Origin of the sequence: Scandinavium manionii (assembly GCF_024764775.1) — a bacterium.
Taxonomy (GTDB): Bacteria; Pseudomonadota; Gammaproteobacteria; order Enterobacterales; family Enterobacteriaceae; genus Scandinavium; species Scandinavium manionii.
Window position 1 is genome coordinate 524,575 of record NZ_JALIGC010000038.1, and the last position, 19,081, is coordinate 543,655.

Below are 19,081 nucleotides of genomic sequence, written 5' to 3' on the forward strand. Positions count from 1 at the left end.
ATTAGGGTGATTTGAGTTAAGGGGCGCTGTGATAACGTTGGAATATGCGTCGCCCCTCACTATTTATAGAAGAGATTGTTATTTCCGTGAAGGTTTCCCGTCGTGTGGACCAAAAAACTGTGGTGGATGGTCCACCCATCGGTCCTGGCGGGTCGCGGCGTACTCGGGATTTAGCGGATAATATATCCGGTTGTGTTTTTTATTCACTTCACCGACGACCAGTAACTCCACCTCTTCCTCAGTATTATTGATGAAGGTGTGGCAGACACCAGTGCCTGACGGGAATCCCACGCTGTCGCCCGGTTCCAGCTGCCAGAGGTAGCCGTTGATCCACGCCTGAGGGCGGCCTTCAATCACGTAGATAAACTCTTCTTCATCGCTTTCGGCGTGGGGATAGGAGGTGCGTCTGCCAGGTGAAAGACGCTCATGGTGAATGCCGAGACGCATCAGGCCCAACTTGCGGGCCAACGGCGCGCCAACGGAAAACAGCTCTTTGCTATCGGGATAACCGGCGTTATCAGGCTCTTCCAGCTCGCGCCAGTGTCGAATACAGTCTGGTCTTTTCATGGTGTTCCCTCAGGTAGTGATGCGTCAGGTATAGCATACCCTGCAGGTTATCGGCGTTTCGGCCATAACATGATAAAGTAGGCGTTTACTTTACACCCGATTCGAGGCGCCTATGGACCAGACTACTCCACAAGACATGCTCGTGCAGGCCGAAAGGCTTTGCGCACAACGTGGCGTTCGTCTGACACCGCAACGCCTCGAAGTGTTACGCCTGATGACGTTGCAACAGGGCGCCATCAGCGCGTACGACCTGCTGGACCTGCTGAAAGTCAGTGAGCCGCAGGCGAAACCGCCCACCGTTTATCGCGCGCTGGAGTTTTTACTCGAGCAAGGGTTTGTGCATAAGGTGGAATCGACCAATAGCTACGTGCTGTGCCATCTGTTTGATAAACCGTCGCATACGTCGGCGATGTTTATTTGCGATCGCTGTGGCGTGGTGAAGGAAGAAGCGGCTGACGGGGTGGAAGACATTATGCATACGCTGGCAGCCCGCATGGGGTTTGCGCTGCGTCATAATGTGATTGAGGCGCATGGGCTGTGCTCAGGATGTGTCGAAGTGGAAGCTTGCCGCACGCAGGACTGCTGCGGTCATGACCATACGATTCAAATCAAACGAAAACCTGGTCAGAAGTAAGCCCCAGAAAAAGAGTGGGCGGCCTTAAGCCGCCCCGAGGGTTGTACTTCCTGGTACGCACGGCTAGTGCGTTTGATTACCAGCGGTAATCGTTGCGGGTTTCCCAGTCTTTCACTTCGTTCTCGGCCTGATCTTTCGCATAACCGTAACGTTCCTGGATTTTCCCGACCAGCTGGTCACGCTTACCTTCGATAACCGTAAAATCATCATCGGTGAGCTTACCCCATTTCTCTTTCACTTTACCTTTCAGCTGTTTCCAGTTGCCGCCGACTTCGTCTTTATTCATGATCTATTCCTCATCAGTTCGGTGGTGCAGAGTGAAAATACATCGTCCGTTACACCGTTTTCTGCTGGACGTGATAAAGAGTATAGGTAAGCATTTCGCCATCCGGGGATTATTCAGAATCTTTAACCACCAGGTGAAATTAAGCCGTTACGAAAACCACGTTCCTTGCTGCCAGTGACGCCGCCAAATCCACGCCAGAGACAGCCCGCGCAGCGCCAGGAACACCGCCAGCGCCAACCACAATCCGTGGTTACCTAACACCGGCACCGTCAGCAGCGTGAGAGCAAAACCGGCGGCCGCCACCGCCATGCTGTTACGCATTTCCGCCCCGCGCGTTGCGCCGATAAACATCCCGTCGAGCAGATAACACCACACGCCGATCACCGGTAAAACCACCTGCCAGATGACGTAGCGATCGGCCAGCTCGCGCAGTTGGGTTATCGACGTCAGCATCGCGACAATGTGTTCCCCCGCCAAGCAATAAATCAGCGCAAAGGCCAGAGCAACAATTCCGGACTGACGACAGGCCGCTTTCCAGACGTCCAATAGCTGGCTGTCATCCCGCGCGCCGTAAGCCTGGCCGGAATGTGCTTCCACCGCATAGGCGAAACCATCCAGGGCGTAGGCGGTGAAGGTGAGCATTGTCATCAGTACCGCGTTCACGGCGACGATATCGCTGCCCAGCCGTGCGCCAAATACTGTGAGTGCACCAAAACAGAGTTGCAGGAGTAGCGAGCGCAGCATGATGTCGCGGTTCAACGCCAGCAGGCGGCGGATATTGCCTCGCCAGGCCTCTTTGAGCATATCCAGCGATATACCGCGCAGGTGCAGCACGCGCCGTACCATCAGCAAGCCAATGAAAAAGGTCGCGTATTCGGAACACGCTGTCGCCAACGCTGCGCCCTGCACGTTCATGTGCAGGCCCATCACCAGCCATAAATCGAGCACGATGTTTAAGACGTTGCCGACCACCAGCAAAATCACCGGCGCGCGCGCGTATTGCACGCCGAGCAGCCAGCCGAGCAGAACCAGGTTTGCCAGGGACGCAGGGGCACTTAACCAACGGATTTCGAGGAAACGCCGCGCCTGTTCCAGTACGGCATCGCTGCCGCCGACAATGTGCAGCGCCAGGTCAATCAGAGGGGTGCGGAACACAACAATCACCAGGCCCGCCCCCAGCGCCAGCAGCAGAGGCTGTACCAGCGCGCGAGCCAGACGTACAGGGTCTTGAGCGCCGTAGGCCTGTGCGGTGAGGCCGGTGGTGCTCATGCGCAGGAACAACAACAGCATGAACAGGAAACTGGTCGCCATGGAACCGATCGCCACGCCGCCGAGATAAACAGGACTATCAAGATGACCGATGACCGCCGTATCCACCAGACCCAACAGCGGCACGGTGATATTTGAGAAAATCATCGGCAGCGCGAGACGCCACAATGCCTTGTCTGCAGTGGTGAAGAGCGACATGAGAAAACCTGTGATTGTGAATGGGTAAAACGAAGTGACGCCAGAATAGCGCCACTCTTCCCGTCAAAACTTACGTGCTGATGTTCTGGCGATGTATGCCTGAACGCAACGTGAATTATTGAGGGTGTCTAAAGCTAATTACAGCCACTCGCCGTTGCGAATAACGCCAACCGCCAGCCCTTCGATGGAGAAGCTCTGCTGACGCAGATCGACCACAATCGGAGAAAACTCGCTATTTTCAGGCAACAGTTCAACGGTGCTGCCCTGCTTTTTCAGGCGCTTAACCGTCACTTCATCGTCGATACGGGCGACAACGACCTGACCATTACGCACATCCTGCGTTTTATGAACCGCGAGCAAATCCCCGTCGAGAATACCGATATCACGCATCGACATTCCGCTGACGCGCAGCAGGAAATCGGCGCTCGGCTTGAACATCGCCGGGTCAACCTGGTAGTGGCCTTCGATATGCTGCTGTGCCAGCAGGGGTTCACCCGCCGCAACACGCCCGATCAGCGGGATACCGGTTTCTTCTTCTACCAGAAGACGAATGCCACGAGAGGCACCGGAAACAATCTCAAGAACGCCTTTACGTGCCAGCGCTTTCAAGTGCTCTTCAGCCGCGTTCGGGGAACGGAACCCCAAGCGCTGCGCGATTTCCGCACGCGTTGGCGGCATGCCCGTCTGGCTGATGTGATCCCGGATAAGATCGAACACCTCTTGCTGCCTGGTCGTTAACGCTTTCATTCCGCCCCCTGGGTGCATATACAGTTATGCTGTGAGTATATACAGTTAATGGCGAATTTGGAACCGCAAAACGCACAAAAAACCAGACGTTTGCGTAATTCTGCGGGTGTTATCGATAATGCGACCACAACAGCGTTACCCAGGTGAGTAAGGCGACACCAATTGCCAGAAACACCGCGGCGGAACCCATATCTTTTGCACGACCTGACAGTTCGTGGCGTTCCGTCCCAATGCGGTCAACCACCGCTTCAATCGCACTGTTGATAATTTCCACTATCATCACCAGAAGCACTGAGCCAATCAGTAACACTCGGGTGATGGCATCCACATCTAACCAACAGGCGAGAATGATGGCGATAACGGCGGCAACGCCTTCCTGGCGGAACGCGGCTTCGTTTTGCCATGCGGCACGAAAACCTTTCCAGGAGTAGCCTGCTGCTTTGAAGATTCGGGTTAACCCGGTGGTATCATTTGCCATCAAAAGAACCTTTTACATTATTTAGCATCAATGTCACTGCGCGCCTGACGCGGTAGAACAGATATTCTGTGCACTTTCTGTTATCCTTGCGGCGCATTTGCATGATTAACCAGAGGCTTTACATCGTTTATGTCTGGCTGGCCACGAATTTACTACAAATTACTGAATTTACCATTAAGCGTGCTGGTAAAAAGTAAGTCTATCCCGGCAAATCCTGCTGAGGAACTTGGACTCGATACCTCACGCCCTATTATGTACGTTCTGCCGTATAACTCGAAGGCAGATCTGCTGACTTTACGCGCCCAATGTCTGGCGCACGGTCTTCCGGACCCGCTTGAGCCGCTCGAAATCGACGGCACCGAGCTGCCGCGTTACGTGTTCATTCACGGCGGGCCGCGTGCGTTTACGTATTACACGCCGAAAGAAGAGTCTATCAAGCTGTTCCACAATTATCTGGATTTGCATCGCAGCAATCCAGAACTTGATGTGCAGATGGTGCCGGTGTCCGTGATGTTTGGACGCTCTCCGGGCCGCGAAAAAGGCGAAGTCAACCCGCCGCTGCGCATGATGAATGGCTTCCAGAAATTCTTTGCCGTGACCTGGCTCGGTCGCGACAGCTTCGTGCGTTTCTCACCGTCCGTTTCGCTGCGCCGCATGGCCACCGAGCACGGCACCGACAAAATTATCGCACAGAAGCTGGCCCGTGTGGCACGAACGCACTTTGCCCGTCAGCGTCTGGCGGCCGTAGGCCCACGCCTACCTGCACGTCAGGACTTGTTTAACAAGCTGCTGGCGTCCAAAGCGATTGCCCGCGCGGTAGAAGACGAAGCGCGCAGCAAGAAAATTTCCCATGAGAAAGCGCAGCAAAACGCCGTCGCCCTGATGGAAGAGATTGCCGCCAACTTCTCTTACGAAATGATTCGCCTCACTGACCGCGTGCTGGGCTTCACCTGGAACCGTTTGTACCAGGGGATCAACGTGAATAACGCCGAGCGCGTGCGCCAGCTGGCTCACGATGGCCATGAAATTGTGTATGTGCCCTGCCACCGCAGTCACATGGACTACATGCTGCTGTCCTACGTGCTCTATCACCAGGGGCTGGTGCCGCCGCATATCGCCGCGGGCATCAACCTGAACTTCTGGCCAGCCGGCCCGATTTTCCGTCGTCTGGGCGCGTTCTTTATCCGTCGTACCTTCAAGGGCAACAAGCTCTATTCCACTGTGTTCCGTGAATACCTCGGCGAGCTGTTCAGCCGTGGTTACTCCGTAGAATACTTCGTGGAAGGCGGGCGTTCCCGTACCGGTCGTCTGCTGGACCCGAAAACCGGCACCCTGTCGATGACCATTCAGGCAATGCTGCGCGGCGGCACCCGACCTATCACCCTCGTACCGATCTACATCGGCTATGAGCATGTGATGGAAGTGGGAACTTACGCGAAAGAACTGCGTGGTGCGACTAAAGAGAAAGAGAGCCTGCCGCAGATGCTGCGCGGGTTAAGCAAGCTGCGCAATCTCGGCCAGGGTTACGTCAACTTTGGCGAACCGTTGCCGCTGATGACCTACCTGAACCAGCACGTGCCGGAATGGCGTGAATCAATCGATCCGATTGAATCCATTCGCCCGGCATGGCTGACGCCAACGGTGAATAACATCGCCGATGATCTGATGGTGCGTATTAACAACGCGGGCGCGGCTAACGCCATGAACCTGTGTGTGACTGCGCTGCTGGCGTCGCGCCAACGTTCTCTGACTCGCGAGCAGCTGACCGAACAGTTGGATTGCTATCTGCAGCTGATGCGCAATGTGCCGTACGCAGCAGATGCCACGGTGCCGTCGGTCACTGCCAGCGCGCTGATTGACCACGCGTTGCAGATGAACAAGTTCGAAGTCGAGAAAGACACCATCGGCGATATCATCATTCTGCCGCGCGAGCAGGCAGTGCTGATGACTTACTATCGCAACAACATCACCCACATGCTGATGATCCCGTCCCTGCTGGCGGCCATCGTTACGCAGCATCGCACTATCTCCCGCACCGAGATGGTCCGTCATGTGGAGATGCTGTATCCGATGCTGAAATCCGAACTGTTCCTGCGCTGGGAAAAGGAAGAGCTGGCGGGCGTGATTGACGAGCTGCTGGCAGAAATGCAGCGTCAGGAACTGGTGACTATTGAGAACGACGATGTTCGCATTAATCCGTCGCACTCCCGCACCCTGCAGCTGTTGGCCGCCGGAGCACGTGAAACGCTGCAACGTTACGCGATAACCTTCTGGCTGCTGAGCGCGAATCCGTCCATCAACCGTAGCACGCTTGAAAAAGAGAGCCGTACCGTGGCTCAGCGTCTGTCGGTGCTGCACGGCATCAATGCGCCGGAGTTCTTCGACAAAGCGGTGTTCAGTACTCTGGTGCTGACCCTGCGCGACGAAGGCTACATCAGCGACAGTGGCGATGCCGAACCGGCTGAGACGATGAAAATCTATCAGCTGCTGGCCGAACTGCTGACACCGGACGTCCGTCTGACTATCGAGAGCGCCAGTCAGGACGCTTAATGTCAGCACATAAAAAAAGGCGGAGCCATGTGAACGGCTCCGCCTTTTTTGTTTTTGTTGCCAGGTGGTCCTGCCCGGCAAGCAATGCGCCGCCGGGGAAAAATTAAACCATGTAACTCATCGCCAGACCGATAAACAGTACCAGCCCCACGTAGTTATTGTTCAGAAACGCCTTAAAACAGGCATCACGGTCACGGTCTTTAATCAGTTTCTGCTGGTAAACGAACAGCGCACCGGCGACAAAAATCGACCAGTAGAACGCCCAGTTTAAACCGCTCATCCAGCCCACGGCGGCCATCAGCGCCAGTACGGCCACCTGCAAAATGCCGATGATCAATTTGTCCTGTTTACCGAACAGAATGGCCGTCGATTTCACGCCAATCTTCAGGTCGTCATCTCTGTCGACCATTGCGTACTGGGTGTCGTACGCCACGGCCCAGCAAATATTGGCGAGGAACATCAGCCAGCAACTCAGGGGCAGCGATTCACTCACGGCGGCATAGGCCATCGGAATCGACCAGCCAAACGCCGCGCCCAGCACCACTTGCGGCAGATGGGTGTAACGCTTCATAAATGGATACACCCACGCCAGCGCCAGACCTGCCACCGACAGCAGAATGGTCATCTTATTGAGCGTCAGTACCAGCAGGAACGACAGCACCACCAGCACGATAAACAGCGTACGCGCCGCTTTTTCGCTCACGTCACCGCTGGGTAAAGGTCGATGTGCCGTGCGTTTAACATGGCCGTCGATTTTGCGGTCTGCGTAATCATTGACCACGCAGCCGGCGGCGCGCATCAGCCAGACGCCCGCCACAAATACCGCGAGGATCCACAACGGCGGCACGCCAGGCATCGCCACCCACAGCGCCCATAACGTCGGCCAAAGCAGCAGCAGCGAGCCGATTGGCTTATCAATTCTCATCAGACGGCTATAAGCCTGCAGCTTATTCTGCGTCAGACTCTTATCCATAATTCACTTCCTCTCAGTACAGCGGCGACGCAGGCAGAAACAGCTCGGTTAACAACAGCGGTTTTCCGCTCAGCCGGAGGCGGGAACGACGCCCCCACAGCTCTGCATCTTTACCAATTTCAATAAAATCACGGGTTAAAGTGGATGACGTAAACAGATAACGCCCCAGCGGCGTTTTGCCCAGCTGTTGCAGCTGAAGCTCGGGCCCGCTCAGGGTGGATTCAGGCACAACCGTGCGCCCGGCAAGCCAGGGCTCATCGTCGGCACACAGCAAAATTTCACGCAGCCAGTAGCGCGCTTCAACAGGCAGCAATGCCTGCTCTGCAATAATCTCATCCTGACCGACAAAACCTTCGCGGATAAGCGTCACAGTGACGCGCTTGCCCTGCTGTTCGAAGCGTTTGGTCATGGAATCTTCCAGCAGCAACCAGTCAAGCTGTGCCGCATCGAGTTCCGGAAGGGTGGTGTAATAGCGTAGCGCACGCAGCTGCGCCAGCGCAGGGTGTGACATACCAGGCTCTCCGATACATAACTTATCGGCATTGTATCGTAGAAAAGGGTTCGCGGGAGGAAGAAACGTCAATATACGATCAGCCGCGCAACAGCCATGCAACGACCGCTGTTGCGCCAGAAAAAACGGTGCGCCCAAAAGGACGCACCGAATGGCCTGGGCCAAAGATCAGCAATGTGGGGAGACGGTCACCCCTTGCCTTTTACACTACTGATAAAGGTGGAACGGGCAGAAGTCGAACCGAGGCGCTCGGCTTCATTTAACAGTTTCAGGGCTTTGTCGATGTTGCCCTCGTTAACTGCCTGTTTAATCGCGGTATTGAAATAGCTTTCGGTGTCATTCAGAACCGGCTCGCTTTTCGCGGCAGGTGCCGTAGAGGCCGCTGAAGCCGCAACCGGCGCTGCAACAGCCGCCGCCGTTGCCGGTGCCGCAGCAGGAGCTGCGTATACCGGTGCCGCCGTGTTACCCACGGTGACAGGGCCTGGGCCGGACGAGCCAAACAGTGGGCCGACCAGCACGCTTGAAGCGGAGGACGTTTTCACTTTCAGCTTGATGGTGCCTTCAGAGGCGTGGCGCGCAATCGGGTCCGGAATATCCGGCACCGCGTTACCAATACCTTTGGCATACGCTTTCGCCGGATCAACCAGCGTCGTGGTCTGTTGTAAATCCTGCGGCGTGGTGAACACCAGCACGTAAATTTTCTGCTGACCTAACGCAGGCGTCAGGCGCATCACACCTTCCAGGCGGTCGGCGCTCATGACGCCCGGTTCCTGGTAGGTGAAATAACTGCTTGGGAAGAACGCGGATGGCGTCATGTTCTGATCGAGGATCAGTACGTTCGGCGCATAAACGTGGGTTTGTTTGTTCACTTCGCTGGTGAGGGTGATATTCAGTTCACCAATGTTAGCCGGGACGCTATACGCCGCCACCGGGCCGGTAATGCCAGGCACATTCAGCGGCTGACCGCCTCCGGCAAGATCGGTACTTTGGGTTTTGGATTGATCAACAGGCGTCCAGACCAACTGCTGCAAGGCAGAAGCCGGGATAGCCGGGGCAGCAGCGGTATTCTGCGGCACGAAATTCACGTCAGCGAAACTGACGGCCGGTACGCTTGCCATCAGGCCAGCTGAGAGGCACAGCGCGATGAGACTTTTTTTCATTTTCATTTTAATGACCTCAAAAACAGGGCTCAGCGGTAGCCAGGCAATAGCGCGCTGAGTCTAAATCAGAGGGGCTTATGCCCCTCTTTGTGTGGCATAACAGTGGGTTAACTTAACTGCACATTACCACCAGATTTCCATCTGGGCACCGAAGCTCCACTCGTCGCTGTCGCCGCGGCCAAGGCCACCGGTCTGCATACCGAAGTTAGAGTTGTAGTTGTTGCTGTTGCTGTTCGGGTTACCAGCAGTGTCATAGCCCCATTTCTCATCCCACTTGGCGTAGGTTGCGAACACACGCAGAGCCGGACGGGACCAGATGCTGTCGCCTGCCTGCCATTGTTGCGCGAGGGTGATTTTGTACTGGTTGTTGGTGTCGCCGGTGTTCTGCGATTTGACGTTGTCGTAGCCCACTTCCAGCAAGGTACTCATGATAGGCGTCCATTTGTACATTGGACGCACACCGACGGTGTACCATTTGGTCCCGTTGTTGTTATCCCAGCTGATGTCCTGGTACATACCCACATACATCAGGTCCCAGTTGTCGCCGAGGGAGATTGCACCGTGGTCGAGAACACGCAGCAGGTGGCCATCGTTGTTGATGCCGTAAGCATACAGTGAACCGTCTTCGCTGTTACCAATACCGACACCGGCACCCTGAGACTGGCCTTTACCTTGGGAGGTCATAGAGTCAGTGGCGTACTGAAGCACGAACTTGTTAAAGCCTTTCAGCATGCTCTGGGTGTGTTCAGCGGTGAACATCCAGCCATCTTTAGACGCCTGTGGCTGCAGGTAGTAATCGTCATTAACGTTGGTGTGACCGTAGTCAACACCCAGCTCCAGGGTACCGCCTGGGTTGATTTCCATCTGGCCCAAACGAATGTCAAACACGTCGTTGGCAGTTGAAGAGGTGTAATCACGCAGGTTGTTGCTGGAGAACGCAGAAGAACCGCCAGCTTCCGTTGAACGCGTTGCCGCGAAGGAGAGTTTACCGATGCCAACGTCTACGTTTTCCAGACCAGCGCCCGGACCGGAGATATCCCAGTAGTAGAAGTCGATCATGTGAACGTCATGACGTTGATAGAAACGCTTACCGGCCCAGATGGTGGAACCTGGCAGTGCGTCGATCAGGTTTTTACCCTGCACGTTGGCTTCACGGAACGCCGGGTCAGTCGCTTCCCAGTCGTTCTGCTGCGCAACGGAGTACGCTACGTTAGTGTCGAAGTAGAAGCTCTTATCGCCCTCTTTCCACACTTCCTGACCAAATTTCAGCTCGGCGTACGTTTCACATTCGTTACCGAGACGATATTTACTTTGTGCACCAGTTGCCTGGAAACACTGTTGTGCACCGCCGCTACCGGTCCAGCCGATACCCGAACGGGCATAACCTTTAAAATCTACGGCGCCCGCGTGCGCAGACAAAATGCCTGCTGTCACGGCGATTGCCACGGGAAGTTTGCGCAGAGTAATCATCGTTCTATCTCCTGAGACCATTGCTTTTCTTTTGTTATGGGATTTAAACGCCCGGTTCTTTGTGCAGCCGACGACATGCAGTGCCATCCTCACGGAACAGATGGCAACGCTCTGGCGGCAGACCGATAGCGAATTTGGCTCCCTCTTCTACCAACACCACGTCATTCTGGCGGTACACCAGGTTCTGACGGATGGCGGGGATCTGGATATGAATTTGCGTTTCGTGACCCAGTTGCTCGACGACCTGCACGTCCCCTTCGAGGGTGACATCGGCGATGTCACTCGGTAGAAGATGCTCAGGACGAATACCTAACGACATATTGGCGCCGACCTGCACGCCGGTACTTTCAACCGGCAGCCAGATTTGCTGATGGTTCGGCAGTTCAACCTGCACCTGCTCAATGGCGGTGGCAGTGACTTTCACCGGCAGGAAGTTCATCTTCGGCGAACCAATAAAGCCCGCGACAAAGCGATCGGCCGGGTAGTGATAGAGTTCCAGCGGCTTGCCAATCTGCGCTACGCGACCGGCATCCAGCACCACGATTTTGTCAGCGAGGGTCATCGCTTCGACCTGATCGTGGGTGACGTAAATCATCGTGCGGCCCAGACGCTTGTGCAGACGGGAAATCTCAATACGCATCTGCACGCGCAGGGCGGCGTCGAGGTTCGACAGCGGCTCATCGAGCAGGAAAACGCGCGGTTCGGCCACCAGCGTACGGCCAATGGCCACACGCTGACGCTGACCGCCTGAAAGTGCTTTCGGTTTACGTTCCAGAAGGTGAGCCAGCTGCAGCACTTCGGCCACCTGAGTCACGCGCTGGGTAATGACGTCTTTCTTTGCCCCGGCTAACTTGAGGCCGAAAGACATATTTTCTGCAACAGAGAGATGGGGGTACAACGCGTAGGACTGGAACACCATGCCGATGCCGCGTTCCGCAGGCGGCGTCTCGTTCATGCGTTTTTCACCAATCAGCAATTCCCCGCTGGTGATGGTTTCCAGACCGGCGATCATTCGCAGCAGCGTAGATTTGCCGCAGCCCGATGGCCCGACAAACACCACAAACTCCCCCTCATGGATGTCGAGATTGATGTCTTTCGACACCACCACGTCACCCCAGGCTTTCGTTACGTTTCGCAGCTGTACGCTCGCCATCCCCTTCTCCCTTCGTTACAACTCGTCACTAAAAGAAATATTCATCTGCGGCTGACTATGCGCGACCAATAACTTTCGTGAATCCTCCACCCTCTGGGTTTTTCATGGGGGAGGAGACGGGAGGATGAGAAGAGCCGGTCTGAGCCCGCTCGTGGCGTGGCCTGGCTAAAAGCGTGATGGGCACGTCAAAATTCAGTGTCATATTGTGTGCGCCAGAACCCATAACTTAAAACTATGTAACAGAGATCACATAAACGAGGGGTGGGGCGTAGGGTCGGGGAGGATGGAAAGAGGTTGCTAAGAAAGGAAACTCAGCGTTGTAAAAGCCACCAGGCGTATCCACGAGTACATCACCAAATAGGACGGGATATATGAAAATCAAAACTGGCGCACGCATCCTCGCGCTGTCTGCATTGACCACGATGATGTTTTCCGCCTCTGCCTTCGCCAAAATCGAAGAAGGTAAGCTGGTTATCTGGATCAACGGCGATAAAGGCTATAACGGCCTTGCTGAAGTCGGTAAAAAATTCGAGAAAGACACCGGCATCAAAGTCACCATTGAACACCCGGATAAACTGGAAGAGAAATACCCGCAGGTTGCCGCTACTGGCGATGGCCCGGACATCATCTTCTGGGCGCATGACCGTTTTGGTGGCTACGCGCAGTCTGGTCTGCTGGCTGAAGTGACCCCTGATAAAGCCTTCCAGGACAAACTGTACCCGTTCACCTGGGATGCCGTGCGTTACAACGGCAAGCTGATTGCTTACCCAATCGCAGTGGAAGCGCTGTCGCTTATCTATAACAAAGACCTGGTGCCTAATCCGCCGAAGACCTGGGAAGAGATCCCGGCGCTGGATAAAGAACTGAAAGCGAAGGGTAAATCCGCGCTGATGTTCAACCTGCAAGAGCCGTACTTCACCTGGCCACTGATTGCCGCCGACGGCGGTTACGCGTTCAAGTTTGAAAACGGCAAATATGACGTTAAAGACGTGGGCGTTGATAGCCCAGGCGCGAAAGCAGGTTTGACCTTCCTGGTTGACCTTATCAAGAACAAACACATGAATGCCGACACCGATTACTCCATCGCAGAAGCGGCCTTCAACAAAGGCGAAACCGCGATGACCATCAACGGTCCGTGGGCGTGGTCGAACATCGACAAGAGCAAAATCAACTACGGCGTCACCATGCTGCCGACCTTTAAAGGCAAAGCGTCTAAACCGTTCGTGGGCGTGCTGAGCGCGGGCATCAATGCCGCCAGCCCGAATAAAGAACTGGCGAAAGAGTTCCTCGAAAACTACCTTCTGACCAACGACGGTCTGGCGGAAGTAAACAAGGATAAACCGCTGGGTGCCGTTGCGCTGAAATCTTACCAGGAACAGCTGGAAAAAGATCCGCGCATCGCCGCTACCATGGCCAATGCCCAGAAAGGCGAAATCATGCCTAACATCCCGCAGATGGCCGCCTTCTGGTACGCCACCCGCACCGCAGTCATCAACGCCGCCAGCGGTCGCCAGACCGTAGACGCTGCGCTGAAAGATGCTCAGGGACGTATTACCAAGTAATACCGCACGACCCCTCTCTCCGATGGGGAGAGGGGAAAAGTAACGTTGTAGAGGAATAGACCCCATGGATGCCGTTAAAAAGAGTCACTGGTGGCAAAGCGAAACGCTGAAGTGGTCCGTTGTCGGACTGCTGGGCCTGCTGGTCGGCTACCTTGTTGTTTTAATGTACGCCCAGGGGGAGTACCTGTTCGCCATCATGACGCTGATTTTAAGCTCAGCTGGCCTGTATATTTTCGCCAATCGTAAAGCCTACGCGTGGCGCTATGTTTATCCTGGCATGGCCGGTATGGGGCTGTTCGTCCTGTTCCCGCTGATCTGCACCATCGCTATCGCCTTCACCAACTACAGCAGCACCAACCAGCTGACCCAGGAACGCGCGCAGCAGGTGTTGATGGACCGTTCTTATCAGGCGGGCAAAACCTATAACTTCGGGTTATACCCGGCGGGCGATGCGTGGAAGCTGGCGCTGACCGACGGTGACAGCGGTAAAAATTACGTCTCCGACGCCTTCAAATTTGGCGGCGAGCAAAAAATTACCCTGAAAGAAGCCGATGCTTTGCCGGAAGGCGAACGTGGCAACCTGCGCGTCATCACTCAAAATCGTCAGGCGCTGAATCAGCTGACCGCGATTCTGCCGGATGACAGCAAAGTGATTATGAGTTCCCTGCGCCAGTTCTCTGGCACCCGCCCACTGTATACCGAGGGTGAAAAAGGCGAGCTGACCAACAACCAGAGCGGCGTGAAATATCACCCCAATAACCAGGTGGGTTTTTATCAGGCGGTTAACGCCGACGGTAACTGGGGTGATGAAAAGCTGAGCCCGGGATATACCGTCAGCATCGGCTGGGATAACTTCACCCGCGTCTTCACCGACGAAGGCATTCAGAAACCCTTCTTCGCCATTTTCGTCTGGACCGTGATTTTCTCGGTGTTGACCGTACTGCTGACTGTGGCCGTGGGCATGGTACTGGCCTGCGTGGTGCAGTGGGAATCGCTGAAAGGGAAAGCCATTTACCGCGTGCTGCTGATTCTGCCATACGCCGTGCCGTCGTTTATCTCGATCCTTATCTTCAAAGGTCTGTTCAACCAGAGCTTTGGTGAAATCAACATGATGCTGAGCGCACTGTTTGGCATCAAACCAGCGTGGTTCAGCGACCCAACCACCGCGCGCTCGATGATTATCATCGTCAACACCTGGCTCGGTTATCCGTACATGATGATCCTGTGCATGGGGCTGCTGAAGGCGATTCCGGACGATCTGTACGAAGCCTCGGCAATGGACGGCGCAGGCCCGTTCCAGAACTTCTTTAAGATTACGCTGCCGCTGCTGATCAAGCCGCTGACGCCGCTGATGATCGCCAGCTTCGCCTTTAACTTTAATAACTTCGTGCTGATTCAGCTGTTGACCAACGGTGGCCCGGACAGACTCGGCACCACCACTCCGGCGGGCTATACCGACCTGTTGGTGAGCTACACCTATCGTATCGCCTTCGAAGGCGGCGGCGGTCAGGATTTCGGTCTGGCGGCGGCGATTGCCACGCTGATCTTCCTGTTGGTAGGCGCGCTGGCGATTATCAATCTCAAAGCCACGCGCATGAAATTCGATTAAGCCTAAAAGACCAGGCGTTATTGGCGCAGCCAGTTTGAACCTGGACTGCGCGGAAAAACCGGAGCGTACACGTAGTACGTGAGGATTTTGAGCACAGCCCAGGTTCAAAATGGCAAGTAAAATAGCCTGGAGCGGTGTTAAGGAGAGATTCATTTTATGGCTATGGTTCAACCGAAATCTCAGAAAGTGCGACTGTTCACCACGCATCTTCTGCTACTGATTTTCATCGCCGCAATCATGTTCCCGCTGCTGATGGTTATCGCCATTTCGCTGCGTGAAGGTAACTTTGCGACCGGCAGCCTGATCCCGGACCAGATATCCTGGGAGCACTGGAAACTGGCGCTGGGCTTTAGTGTCGAGCACGCCGATGGCCGCGTCACCCCACCGCCGTTCCCGGTGCTGCTGTGGCTGTGGAACTCGATCAAAATCGCCGGTATCACCGCGGTGGGTATCGTGGCGCTCTCGACTACCTGCGCTTACGCCTTCGCCCGCATGAAGTTCCCGGGCAAAGCGACACTGTTGAAAAGTATGCTGATTTTCCAGATGTTCCCGGCGGTGCTGTCACTGGTCGCGCTGTATGCTCTGTTCGACCGCCTCGGCCAGTACATTCCGTTTATCGGCCTGAATACCCACGGCGGCGTTATCTTCGCTTACATGGGTGGCATCGCGCTGCACGTCTGGACGATTAAAGGTTACTTCGAAACCATCGACGGTTCGCTGGAAGAAGCCGCCGCACTGGACGGCGCCACGCCATGGCAGGCGTTCCGCCTGGTGCTACTGCCGCTGTCGGTGCCGATTCTGGCGGTAGTCTTTATTCTGTCGTTCATCGCCGCCATCACCGAAGTGCCGGTCGCCTCGTTGCTGTTGCGCGACGTGAACAGTTACACCCTGGCCGTTGGGATGCAGCAATATCTCAACCCGCAAAATTACCTGTGGGGCGACTTTGCCGCAGCGGCTGTGCTGTCCGCCATCCCGATCACGCTGGTGTTCCTGCTGGCTCAGCGCTGGCTGGTTAACGGCCTGACCGCAGGCGGGGTGAAAGGTTAAGTTTCATTGTTATTGCCACTGTAATGCCACTGTTATCCTCAATTTGTACTTGTGACTGTTGATTTGGCGCTCCCTGGAGCGCCATTTTTTTATTCTTTAAGAGAGGCGTATACTCCAAAAAGCGTCAATAACATCACGATATGCAAGGATATAGGTGCACCATGGCAAGGAAGAAACCCACTATTTCTGATGTCGCGAAATTCGCCGATGTCTCTACCGCCGCCGTCTCCATGGTGCTTTCCGGAAAAGGACGCATTTCCTCCTGGACTACCCGACGCATTAACGAAGCCATCGACCAGTTAGGCTATGTCCGCAATAATAATGCGGCAACGCTGAGAAGCGGGAAAACCGGACTCATTGCGGTTCTGGTCCACGGCATTGCTCATCCTGACAACATTGAAATGCTCCAGGGCGTTAATGCCCGGCTGGATCAGGAGGGCAAAGTGGCATTTATTCTGTTTTATGAAAACCAGAGCGATATCTCCACCCGGCTCAACGTGGCATTAAATTATAATGTCGACGGCGTGTTGATCATGGACGGTTCTGCCAGCGTTGATGCTGTTGAACAGCGCCTTTTGCAACGTCATATTCCCTGCATCGTGCTGACCGCTGCGCCACAACCCAATAAAAATCATCAATTCAGTATTCACACCTTTGAAGGCGCCGCGCTGGCTACTCAGCATTTCGTCAACAACGGTCATCGTCATATCGGCTTTATTGGCGGAGATGAGAACCGTTGGGATCGTATTGAGAAACTGGCGGGTTATTTTTCGGTTCTGAAAAACCATAATATTGAGGAATCAAGAGAGCTGATTATTGCGGGCTCCTCCAGACCGCTGGAACTGGAGAACTGCGTGCGTGAGCTGCTGACGACGCATCCCTGGGTCACCGCGCTTCTTTGCTACGATACTGACACTACCAAAAGTGTTATCACCGCCATCAAAAATGCCGGGCGGAACATTGGCAAGGATAACTATATTCGCCGGGATATCTCGGTTATCTGTCTGGAAAAAATGGATGATGGCGGACTGTTATCGCCCACCATCACCTGTTTAGATTTTTCGATGTGGCAGCTTGGCTGGAACAGTGCCCATCAGCTTAGCCTGCAGGTTGATGAGTGTGCAGGCAACGCAGATAACCTTGCCCCGACTCCGCAACTTCTGCTCAGAGATTCCGCTTAGTTGCCAGTACCGGCGGATACCCCAGCAAGATAGTCCACCAGCCAGCATTCGGACGCGATCTCAAGCGAATGTTGCTGATCCCGACAATGCGCCAGCCAGACCTGCGGCCCTTTGTCCGGCTCGTTCACCACGAACGAAAATGTCTCTTTGTTGGTGGCGGCTCCCCACTGCCCCGCCTGATTTAGCGCAATGACGGAAATACTGCCGCACTCTCCTTTGCGCTGTCTTAGCGTTGCCGTGTGCTGCCGGACCACGTTTTCACATGCCAGCTGTGGGGAGAGGGTCGCCATCTGGCGCACGATTTCCCAGGAAAGACAGCCTTTCATAATGTCTTCACCTACGCCAGTGGCCGCCGCCGCTCCTGAAGCGCTGTCCGCGTAACAGCCGGAGCCAATCAGTGGCGAGTCACCCAACCGCCCCGCTCTTTTCAGAAACAACCCGGATGTGGAGACTCCTGCACAGACCGATCCGCCGGGGCTGGCGCCGAGCACGCAGACGGTATCGTGCCCGTCATACGCCTCCTGCCGCTCTTTATCTCTCTTTTGCTGACGCGCCAGCAGCCATTTGTTATGCGCAAGCGGATGACGATTATCACGTAACGCCAGTCCGTTCTGAATGGCAAATGTCAGCGCCCCTTCTCCTGCCAGCACGTTGCTGCGCTGATATCGACTCAACGCCCAGGCGGCGAGAATCGGGTTTTTCAGGTATCTGACGGCTCCGACGGCGCCATAATCCAGCGTGTCACCATCCATAAATGCCGCATCCAGCTCCACCTCACCGTCGATATTGGGCAATCCTCCATAGCCAACGGAGTGGTACAGCGGGTTATTTTCGACATTCATCACCGCCCGAATCACCGACTGATGCAGATTCGTTTCCGACGCCACTTCGGTCATCCCCTCCAGCGCCATTCGCCAGGTGGCAATCAACGTATTGCACATGCCCGTGTCTCCTCGCTCAGTAGCGATGCCGCTTCTTCATCAATGATGAAGGTAAAATTCTGATGCATCCGCAGAAACGACGCCGGACAGCCTTCATCGACAGGTTCCTCAAGCAGGCGGCGAACCGCTTCTGCCTTGCTCTGACCACTGGCAATCAGCAGAGGAATTTTAGCCGCACTGATTTCTTCAAAACCAAGGGTAAACATTTCAGTCGGCGCTTCACGGCGGCTGACACCATAAAGCATCATGGTACTTTGAATGGTTGACTCTTCATGGCGGGCGCAGAAGGCCGAAGCGGTAAATAGAGTTCCCGGCTCGCAGGCGCCAATATGACCGTTAGTCCCCAGCCCAAGCAGTTGCACATCACGAGGATAGGTAGACAGCACCTGTTTGTAGCGTAACAGTTCATACTCTTTGTTGCGGTTGCCGGCGTTGAACATATCAAAATAGGCAGGCCGCTGGGTTATCTGGTTATAAAAGTGGGTAAACATAAAGGTGTGTACCGTATACACCGCGTTTTGATCGCCCACATACTCATCCACATTCAAAAACACGGTTTTTGAGATATCGAGCGAGCCGTCATTCACTGCCGACACCATAAGCTTAAACAGCCCCATTGGCGACGCGCCGGTGGTCAGCGAAATCACCGGACGCGCGCTATTTTGGATGCTCTGAGCGATAACGTTAAACGCCTGCTGCGACATTGCCTGATAGTCCTTCACAATCATAAAATGCATGGTATTCC

The 19,081-nt window shown here is 55.0% G+C and carries 18 protein-coding genes; 6 read left to right on the forward strand and 12 right to left on the reverse strand.

Annotated elements, in window-relative coordinates; translation table 11 throughout:
* Positions 1 to 78: 78 nt before the first annotated feature.
* Positions 79 to 567 carry a cupin domain-containing protein gene (locus MUU51_RS14345; RefSeq protein WP_159759789.1) on the reverse strand — a complete coding sequence of 163 codons (489 nt, stop codon included), beginning with the start codon at positions 565 to 567 and terminating at the stop codon, positions 79 to 81.
* Positions 568 to 679: 112 nt separating this feature from the next.
* Here MUU51_RS14345 and zur point away from each other — a divergent pair, with 112 nt between their 5' ends.
* Positions 680 to 1,201 carry a zinc uptake transcriptional repressor Zur gene (zur, locus tag MUU51_RS14350; RefSeq protein ID WP_159776629.1) on the forward strand — a complete coding sequence of 174 codons (522 nt, stop codon included), beginning with the start codon at positions 680 to 682 and terminating at the stop codon, positions 1,199 to 1,201.
* Positions 1,202 to 1,277: 76 nt separating this feature from the next.
* Here zur and MUU51_RS14355 read toward each other — a convergent pair whose 3' ends face one another.
* The 4 genes from MUU51_RS14355 to MUU51_RS14370 all read right to left on the reverse strand — a co-directional run bounded on the left by MUU51_RS14355 (position 1,278) and on the right by MUU51_RS14370 (position 4,179).
* Positions 1,278 to 1,487 carry a CsbD family protein gene (locus tag MUU51_RS14355; protein WP_110511045.1) on the reverse strand — a complete coding sequence of 70 codons (210 nt, stop codon included), beginning with the start codon at positions 1,485 to 1,487 and terminating at the stop codon, positions 1,278 to 1,280.
* Between the two features lie 147 nt (positions 1,488 to 1,634).
* Entirely contained in the window at positions 1,635 to 2,954 is a 1,320-nt protein-coding gene (dinF, locus tag MUU51_RS14360) for an MATE family efflux transporter DinF (RefSeq protein WP_258967984.1), read from the reverse strand.
* Positions 2,955 to 3,092: 138 nt separating this feature from the next.
* Entirely contained in the window at positions 3,093 to 3,701 is a 609-nt protein-coding gene (gene lexA, locus MUU51_RS14365) for a transcriptional repressor LexA (protein WP_159776625.1), read from the reverse strand.
* Between the two features lie 109 nt (positions 3,702 to 3,810).
* On the reverse strand, positions 3,811 to 4,179 hold the full coding sequence (locus tag MUU51_RS14370; protein WP_159776623.1) for a diacylglycerol kinase: 369 nt from the start codon (positions 4,177 to 4,179) through the stop codon (positions 3,811 to 3,813).
* Positions 4,180 to 4,308: 129 nt separating this feature from the next.
* Here MUU51_RS14370 and plsB point away from each other — a divergent pair, with 129 nt between their 5' ends.
* On the forward strand, positions 4,309 to 6,729 hold the full coding sequence (gene plsB / locus MUU51_RS14375) for a glycerol-3-phosphate 1-O-acyltransferase PlsB (RefSeq protein WP_258967985.1): 2,421 nt from the start codon (positions 4,309 to 4,311) through the stop codon (positions 6,727 to 6,729).
* 103 nt (positions 6,730 to 6,832) lie between these two features.
* Here plsB and ubiA read toward each other — a convergent pair whose 3' ends face one another.
* The 5 genes from ubiA to malK all read right to left on the reverse strand — a co-directional run bounded on the left by ubiA (position 6,833) and on the right by malK (position 11,996).
* Positions 6,833 to 7,702, reverse strand: a complete 870-nt coding sequence (gene ubiA, locus MUU51_RS14380; RefSeq protein WP_159776616.1) for a 4-hydroxybenzoate octaprenyltransferase — start codon at positions 7,700 to 7,702, stop codon at positions 6,833 to 6,835.
* Between the two features lie 13 nt (positions 7,703 to 7,715).
* Positions 7,716 to 8,213: a chorismate lyase gene (gene ubiC, locus MUU51_RS14385; RefSeq protein ID WP_159776613.1), complete on the reverse strand. Its 498-nt coding sequence runs from the start codon at positions 8,211 to 8,213 to the stop codon at positions 7,716 to 7,718.
* A gap of 188 nt (positions 8,214 to 8,401) precedes the next feature.
* Positions 8,402 to 9,379, reverse strand: coding sequence for a maltose operon protein MalM (malM, locus tag MUU51_RS14390; protein WP_159776611.1), 978 nt, complete (start codon positions 9,377 to 9,379; stop codon positions 8,402 to 8,404).
* 117 nt (positions 9,380 to 9,496) lie between these two features.
* Positions 9,497 to 10,843: a maltoporin gene (locus tag MUU51_RS14395; RefSeq protein WP_258967986.1), complete on the reverse strand. Its 1,347-nt coding sequence runs from the start codon at positions 10,841 to 10,843 to the stop codon at positions 9,497 to 9,499.
* A 43-nt stretch (positions 10,844 to 10,886) separates the two neighbouring features.
* The gene (gene malK / locus MUU51_RS14400) at positions 10,887 to 11,996 is read right to left on the reverse strand and encodes a maltose/maltodextrin ABC transporter ATP-binding protein MalK (protein WP_159776607.1); all 1,110 of its coding nucleotides are present in this window, start codon (positions 11,994 to 11,996) and stop codon (positions 10,887 to 10,889) included.
* 371 nt (positions 11,997 to 12,367) lie between these two features.
* On the opposite strand from malK, the gene malE reads away from it, so the two are divergent.
* The 4 genes from malE (at position 12,368) to MUU51_RS14420 (ending at position 17,395) form a co-directional block, all read left to right on the forward strand.
* Entirely contained in the window at positions 12,368 to 13,558 is a 1,191-nt protein-coding gene (gene malE / locus MUU51_RS14405) for a maltose/maltodextrin ABC transporter substrate-binding protein MalE (protein WP_110511055.1), read from the forward strand.
* Between the two features lie 64 nt (positions 13,559 to 13,622).
* Positions 13,623 to 15,167, forward strand: coding sequence for a maltose ABC transporter permease MalF (gene malF / locus MUU51_RS14410; protein WP_258967987.1), 1,545 nt, complete (start codon positions 13,623 to 13,625; stop codon positions 15,165 to 15,167).
* 156 nt (positions 15,168 to 15,323) lie between these two features.
* Entirely contained in the window at positions 15,324 to 16,214 is an 891-nt protein-coding gene (gene malG, locus MUU51_RS14415; RefSeq protein ID WP_258967988.1) for a maltose ABC transporter permease MalG, read from the forward strand.
* Between the two features lie 161 nt (positions 16,215 to 16,375).
* The gene (locus MUU51_RS14420) at positions 16,376 to 17,395 is read left to right on the forward strand and encodes a LacI family DNA-binding transcriptional regulator (protein ID WP_159776600.1); all 1,020 of its coding nucleotides are present in this window, start codon (positions 16,376 to 16,378) and stop codon (positions 17,393 to 17,395) included.
* On the opposite strand, the gene MUU51_RS14425 is transcribed toward MUU51_RS14420, so the two are convergent.
* Together MUU51_RS14425 and MUU51_RS14430 are read right to left on the reverse strand one after the other, a co-directional pair.
* On the reverse strand, positions 17,392 to 18,336 hold the full coding sequence (locus MUU51_RS14425) for an isoaspartyl peptidase/L-asparaginase (RefSeq protein ID WP_159776598.1): 945 nt from the start codon (positions 18,334 to 18,336) through the stop codon (positions 17,392 to 17,394). The genes MUU51_RS14420 and MUU51_RS14425 overlap by 4 nt on opposite strands.
* Positions 18,321 to 19,073 (reverse strand): 6-phosphogluconolactonase, encoded by a 753-nt coding sequence (locus MUU51_RS14430; protein ID WP_258967989.1) that lies wholly within the window; start codon positions 19,071 to 19,073, stop codon positions 18,321 to 18,323. The genes MUU51_RS14425 and MUU51_RS14430 overlap by 16 nt, the downstream gene beginning before the upstream one ends.
* Positions 19,074 to 19,081: the final 8 nt, after the last annotated feature.

Excerpts from the sequence above, each read along its gene's own strand:
- malM (WP_159776611.1), bottom strand. The coding sequence starts at position 9,379 with ATGAAAATGAAAAAAAGTCTCATCGCGCTGTGCCTCTCAGCTGGCCTG.
- ubiA (WP_159776616.1), bottom strand. The coding sequence starts at position 7,702 with ATGGATAAGAGTCTGACGCAGAATAAGCTGCAGGCTTATAGCCGTCTG.
- zur (WP_159776629.1), top strand. The coding sequence starts at position 680 with ATGGACCAGACTACTCCACAAGACATGCTCGTGCAGGCCGAAAGGCTT.
- MUU51_RS14395 (WP_258967986.1), bottom strand. The coding sequence starts at position 10,843 with ATGATTACTCTGCGCAAACTTCCCGTGGCAATCGCCGTGACAGCAGGC.
- MUU51_RS14425 (WP_159776598.1), bottom strand. The coding sequence starts at position 18,336 with ATGTGCAATACGTTGATTGCCACCTGGCGAATGGCGCTGGAGGGGATG.
- malG (WP_258967988.1), top strand. The coding sequence starts at position 15,324 with ATGGCTATGGTTCAACCGAAATCTCAGAAAGTGCGACTGTTCACCACG.
- malF (WP_258967987.1), top strand. The coding sequence starts at position 13,623 with ATGGATGCCGTTAAAAAGAGTCACTGGTGGCAAAGCGAAACGCTGAAG.
- malK (WP_159776607.1), bottom strand. The coding sequence starts at position 11,996 with ATGGCGAGCGTACAGCTGCGAAACGTAACGAAAGCCTGGGGTGACGTG.
- plsB (WP_258967985.1), top strand. The coding sequence starts at position 4,309 with ATGTCTGGCTGGCCACGAATTTACTACAAATTACTGAATTTACCATTA.
- MUU51_RS14430 (WP_258967989.1), bottom strand. The coding sequence starts at position 19,073 with ATGCATTTTATGATTGTGAAGGACTATCAGGCAATGTCGCAGCAGGCG.
- malE (WP_110511055.1), top strand. The coding sequence starts at position 12,368 with ATGAAAATCAAAACTGGCGCACGCATCCTCGCGCTGTCTGCATTGACC.
- dinF (WP_258967984.1), bottom strand. The coding sequence starts at position 2,954 with ATGTCGCTCTTCACCACTGCAGACAAGGCATTGTGGCGTCTCGCGCTG.
- lexA (WP_159776625.1), bottom strand. The coding sequence starts at position 3,701 with ATGAAAGCGTTAACGACCAGGCAGCAAGAGGTGTTCGATCTTATCCGG.
- MUU51_RS14420 (WP_159776600.1), top strand. The coding sequence starts at position 16,376 with ATGGCAAGGAAGAAACCCACTATTTCTGATGTCGCGAAATTCGCCGAT.
- MUU51_RS14355 (WP_110511045.1), bottom strand. The coding sequence starts at position 1,487 with ATGAATAAAGACGAAGTCGGCGGCAACTGGAAACAGCTGAAAGGTAAA.
- MUU51_RS14370 (WP_159776623.1), bottom strand. The coding sequence starts at position 4,179 with ATGGCAAATGATACCACCGGGTTAACCCGAATCTTCAAAGCAGCAGGC.
- ubiC (WP_159776613.1), bottom strand. The coding sequence starts at position 8,213 with ATGTCACACCCTGCGCTGGCGCAGCTGCGTGCGCTACGCTATTACACC.
- MUU51_RS14345 (WP_159759789.1), bottom strand. The coding sequence starts at position 567 with ATGAAAAGACCAGACTGTATTCGACACTGGCGCGAGCTGGAAGAGCCT.